This window comes from Vibrio sp. 1180_3 (assembly GCF_029478545.1).
Classification (GTDB): Bacteria; Pseudomonadota; Gammaproteobacteria; order Enterobacterales; family Vibrionaceae; genus Vibrio; species Vibrio aestuarianus.
Genome location: NZ_SJFM01000072.1, coordinates 1 through 4563 on the forward strand (window position 1 = coordinate 1; position 4563 = coordinate 4563).

6 protein-coding genes are annotated in these 4563 nt (G+C 38.4%); all 6 read left to right on the forward strand.

Annotated features, from left to right (window positions below):
- A partial coding sequence (locus EYW48_RS20355; RefSeq protein WP_277432961.1) for a hypothetical protein occupies nucleotides 1–230 on the forward strand: 230 nt, incomplete at its 5' end.
- Between the two features lie 450 nt (nucleotides 231–680).
- On the forward strand, nucleotides 681–1412 hold the full coding sequence (locus EYW48_RS20360; RefSeq protein ID WP_025590671.1) for a hypothetical protein: 732 nt from the start codon (nucleotides 681–683) through the stop codon (nucleotides 1410–1412).
- A gap of 208 nt (nucleotides 1413–1620) precedes the next feature.
- Nucleotides 1621–2616 carry a hypothetical protein gene (locus tag EYW48_RS20365; RefSeq protein WP_277432962.1) on the forward strand — a complete coding sequence of 332 codons (996 nt, stop codon included), beginning with the start codon at nucleotides 1621–1623 and terminating at the stop codon, nucleotides 2614–2616.
- A 138-nt stretch (nucleotides 2617–2754) separates the two neighbouring features.
- Nucleotides 2755–2997 carry a hypothetical protein gene (locus tag EYW48_RS20370; RefSeq protein ID WP_171981806.1) on the forward strand — a complete coding sequence of 81 codons (243 nt, stop codon included), beginning with the start codon at nucleotides 2755–2757 and terminating at the stop codon, nucleotides 2995–2997.
- On the forward strand, nucleotides 2994–3227 hold the full coding sequence (locus tag EYW48_RS20375; protein ID WP_277432963.1) for a hypothetical protein: 234 nt from the start codon (nucleotides 2994–2996) through the stop codon (nucleotides 3225–3227). Before EYW48_RS20370 ends, EYW48_RS20375 begins: the two co-directional genes overlap by 4 nt.
- Before the next feature lie 146 nt (nucleotides 3228–3373).
- On the forward strand, nucleotides 3374–3769 hold the full coding sequence (locus EYW48_RS20385; protein WP_088899996.1) for a DUF3465 domain-containing protein: 396 nt from the start codon (nucleotides 3374–3376) through the stop codon (nucleotides 3767–3769).
- The last annotated feature ends 794 nt before the right edge of the window (nucleotides 3770–4563 follow it).

Sequence of the window (4563 nt, forward strand, 5' to 3'; positions counted from 1 at the left end):
ATTCACATAACAAACAATTCAAGTGGATTCTCAACGCGTGGCAGTTTTACTATGCGTTAGGTAAAGTGTTTTACGGTGTAATGCAGCGGCTTGGCCAGTGCGTTGTTCACCACTTAATTGGGCGTTATGCAACTCAGGTAAATTTAGGGGTTCAATCTTTTGGGATTTCTCCGGCTATTCGTTTTGTGTTGTCGGCAAATGAGCATTTTTACCCTCAAATTCTTGGTTAACTCAAACCGTAAAACAGGCAAATTTCTTTGTTTGCCTCAATTGGTTTTAGCGTTGGCGCGTTGTCAGTTTAGCGGGTGCAAAGTGTGGAAAGGGCAAGTTAATCGGTCATTTCGCATTTGCTGAAAGTCTTGCTCGGTGATTTTGTTTCATTCAAAAGCTTGGTTTGTCGTTGAAAGGTGGACTTTGTTTTGGCGGCTTATTTATCACGTTTCAGGCTTTGGCTGATTCTTGATTCACTTAACCAATATTTTGATTGTTTTCTTAATCAAATTTGGTGTAACTTCTTGTTTATCTTATTGAATTTGCATAACAAAGCATTTAAGACGGATTCGCAACGCTTGGCGGTTTTAGTGTAAATTCAGTTTTTGTGTTTTAAGTGGTTTGTCGAGGCATTGGTGTTTAGCGTCGCTCACCACTTAATGCGGCGTTAGGCAACTAGGAGGAATAAATTGAATATCGATGTGCAAATAGCAGGTTCTTGGCCTGATTCAGAAAGTCATATTACAACGGCTCTGGTAAATAATATCGTCACTACTTTCATGGAAATGGTCAATAAAACATCTTTTCCAAAATTGTTGATTTTGAATGAACCAAATCGTGATTGCCCAATGGCTAATTTTGACAAAATTGCTGATGATAGAACTCTTATTTTTCTTTCTTCGGTAAAAGGTAACCTTTGGTCAAAGATCGCTTATCAATTATCACATGAACTTTGTCATGTTCATGCAAACTTTGCAGACCAAAGAGGGCATGTTTTTAAATGGTTGGAAGAGTCACTATGTGAGTTAGCATCATTCTGCAACATGCTTAAAATGAGTGAAGATTGGGAGCACTCAGCACCGTTACCATTTATGAGTAGTTATGCTCCTAGCTTAAATGATTACGTTCAAAATATGCTTGTAGATATTCCTCAGCAAGATAAATTTGCAGAATGGCTTGAAGAAAACTTTCAGTCATTAAAAATGGACTCTTGCATTAGAAATAAAAACAGCATAATCGCATTACATCTTATGCCCATTTTCCTACGTGACAATACTGCCTGGAAAGCAGTGGGGTATATTAATAAATGGCCTGTTAATCCGGAAGATAGTCTTCAGGATTATTTTAGTTCATGGGAGATAGCATGTCCCGATGAGCTAAAACCAGTAGTGCAAGAAATCGGCAAACTACTCGGGGCGTAGTTGCCTAACAAACAATTTAAGTGGATTCTCAACGCGTGGCAGTTTTACTATGCGTCAGGTAAAGTGTTTACGGTGCAATGCAGCGGCTTGGTTAGTGCGTTGTTCACCACTTAATTGGGCGTTATGTAGCTATATGCATTTGGTTGAGTTAATTGCAGCTTGATGTATAATTCGCGCCAAATTAAAAAAATCATACTGGAGAAAAAGTTTGCGCTGGAAAGAAGTAATTATAGGTGCAATTGTTACACTCGCTGTAACTATAATTGGTGGTCTGGCTGTTTATTATTTTACTAATGAGTCAGGCTCGAAAATTGAAAAATTGACATATCAAATTGATCGTCAGGTTTCATTTTCTGGTGAAAATAATAAGCTGGCAATTGGTGTAGTTCGAATAGCGAACGTAGGCGAACTGGGTGCTAGTGATGTAAAAGCAAGCATATCAATGAATAATTCATCTTTTCTAGAATATAACATTGAATCTGAAAATGGTGTGGAAATTCATCATCAGCTAAATCAAGCTAATGACCAAATTGATATAGAAATTAGCTCCTTACTTTCTGGGGAAAGCCTTACAGTAACTTATTTACTGCCTACAAGTCATGAAATTCAAGTAAGTTTACGTAGTGATCAAAGTGTAGGTGTAGAAGGTATTACATATCTTATCCCTAAAGATAAAAAGTCAGAATTAAGTGGGTTCTTGAATGTATTTTTACCGTTACTGGCTATTATTAGTATTATCATACTTTTTGTTGCTAAAAGGATTGTTGGGCGTACGAATGAAGTTGTTAGAGATTCCAGTGCAAACAACGTTGGTTTTGCCCTTTTTCATAATGGTTTGACAAAAAAAGCAAGGAAAGTACTTACACGAACAATTGAAAAAGGTGAGGAAAGTTCATCTTATGCGATCTCAAATTTAGCTGCAGTATTGGCGGTTAGTGGCGACGTAGAGCAGGCTTGTAAGTACATGCAGTCAGCGAAAATGCTATGTGACTCCGATTGTCACTCAAAAGCTATTATGTTTTTTAATGAAGCAATTGTTTCATATCAAAAAGGCGAATATGCTTGCGTAGAAAACGCTCTGGTTAAAGCTTTAGAATTATCAAATGATGAGATTGTTTATTACATTAAAAGTAGTGTGGTTATGGCTAATATGCGAGGAACGATACCTACTATAGATTCAATCTTTACTGACTCCGCTACATAACAAAGCATTTAAGAGTGATTCCCAACGCTTGGCATTTCCGGCTTCGCGTTGGGTTTTGCGTTTAAGGCACAGAGTTTTAGTGTTGTCGTAGCGTTGCTCACACCTTAATGCGGCGTTATGTTTATTAAGGAGTTAGGTATGTATGAAGAAAAACTGAATATTCCAAAGAGCCATAAGCTTGTCAGAAAAAGTTGCAAAAGTGAGCAACGAAAAGGTCGTGATACTGACATTTATGGTTATGACGAATTAGATCAAAACGGGGAGCTAATCGCCAAGTACATCGTAAGGGATAGCATGAGCATCTATCCTCCTCAAAGCACTACAGTATCGTTCGTCAAATATGATGTTGATGGAATAGAAATTGAAAAAGGCACCTTATGAAAACTAAACAAATATTTTATAAAGTTCGTGGACATGATGATGAAACATATATCTTTCTAGACAGGCTAGATGATGGTACATATCAAGTAAGGCAAGGTACATCGAAACCTGTAAGTCATTTTAAATGGGAAGAAAACAGTACCACTATGTCTCTAAATGACTTTCTTGCTCACAATGAGTCCTATCGCCCCCGTGTAGAAGAGTTGATAGCAGAATTCGAAACAGAATAAACATAACAATCTGTTTAAGAGTGATTCGCAACGCGTGGCATTTTTACTATGCGTTGCGTTTAGTGTTTAAGGTGGTATGCAGGAGCTTCTGTATTGCGTTGCTCACACCTTAACAGGGCGTTATGTGAATTGGAGAAATTGAGTATATGAAGAAGTTAATCGCTATATTTATAGCTGTCTTTTGTCTAGCTTCGATTGGTGCTAAAGCTAATGATCATCAGTTAAAAAATGCGTATGAAAATCATCAAAGTGATCTTCAAGTTCAGGGCTCAGGCACAGTCATTCGCTTGTTACCTGATGACAACGAAGGGAGTAGGCATCAAAAATTTATATTGAAACTGGACAGTAAACAAACTTTACTTGTTGCTCACAATATTGATTTAGCTCCTAGGGTTCCAAATCTAAAAGTTGGCGATCGAGTCCAGTTTTACGGTGAATATGAATGGAACAAAAAAGGTGGTGTCATGCACTGGACGCACAATGATCCAAACAATAAACATCCGCATGGTTGGTTAAAGCACAACGGTAAGACGTACGAGTAAAATTCACATAACAAGCAATTCAAGTGGATTCTCAACGCGTGGCAGTTTTACTATGCGTTAGGTAAAGTGTTTTACGGTGCAATGCGGCGGCTTGGCCAGTGCGTTGTTCACCACTTAATTGGGCGTTATGTGTTTGATGAGTTTTTAAGGTCAAAGCTACGATTTCATTGATAATTCGTTTCGTGTTTTCGGCAAGTTGGCTTGGTCGAAATGGATTCTGAACAACCTGAGATTGATCGTTTTCAAGGTTCTTGGGTTGCCTCAATTGAGTTTTGGAGCTGGTTTGTGTTGAGTTTCGTTGGTTTTAAATCGCTTTAATTGAAATGTCTTTTTGACTGGTTTTCTTGCTGACATTCAGCTCTGAAAATCTGGTGACGCAAAAAATTTAGCGGTTGCTGAAAGGGCGCTTTCTTTGTTGTCGATTCTGTAAGTGGCTCTCTTCGGCTAAGATCGCTGTGAAATTTAGGGTTTGGTAAGCATCGGTTTTTTACGTAACTTATTCAAATTTCTTCGTTTCTACGGTGGCTTACTTTGAATTCACGGTAAAATTCACATAACAAACAATTCAAGTGGATTCTCAACGCGTGGCAGTTTTACTATGCGTTAGGTAAAGTGTTTTACGGTGCAATGCAGCGGCTTGGCCAGTGCGTTGTTCACCACTTAATTGGGCGTTAGCTGGGGTTAAGAAAAACGGTGAATTTAGGGTGGAAAGGCTTTGGGTTTTCTAGCTACACACCGGACAAATCTCTGCTTCTCAACTATCTCGCCAGTGGCACTTTTCGGGAAGAGTTTGA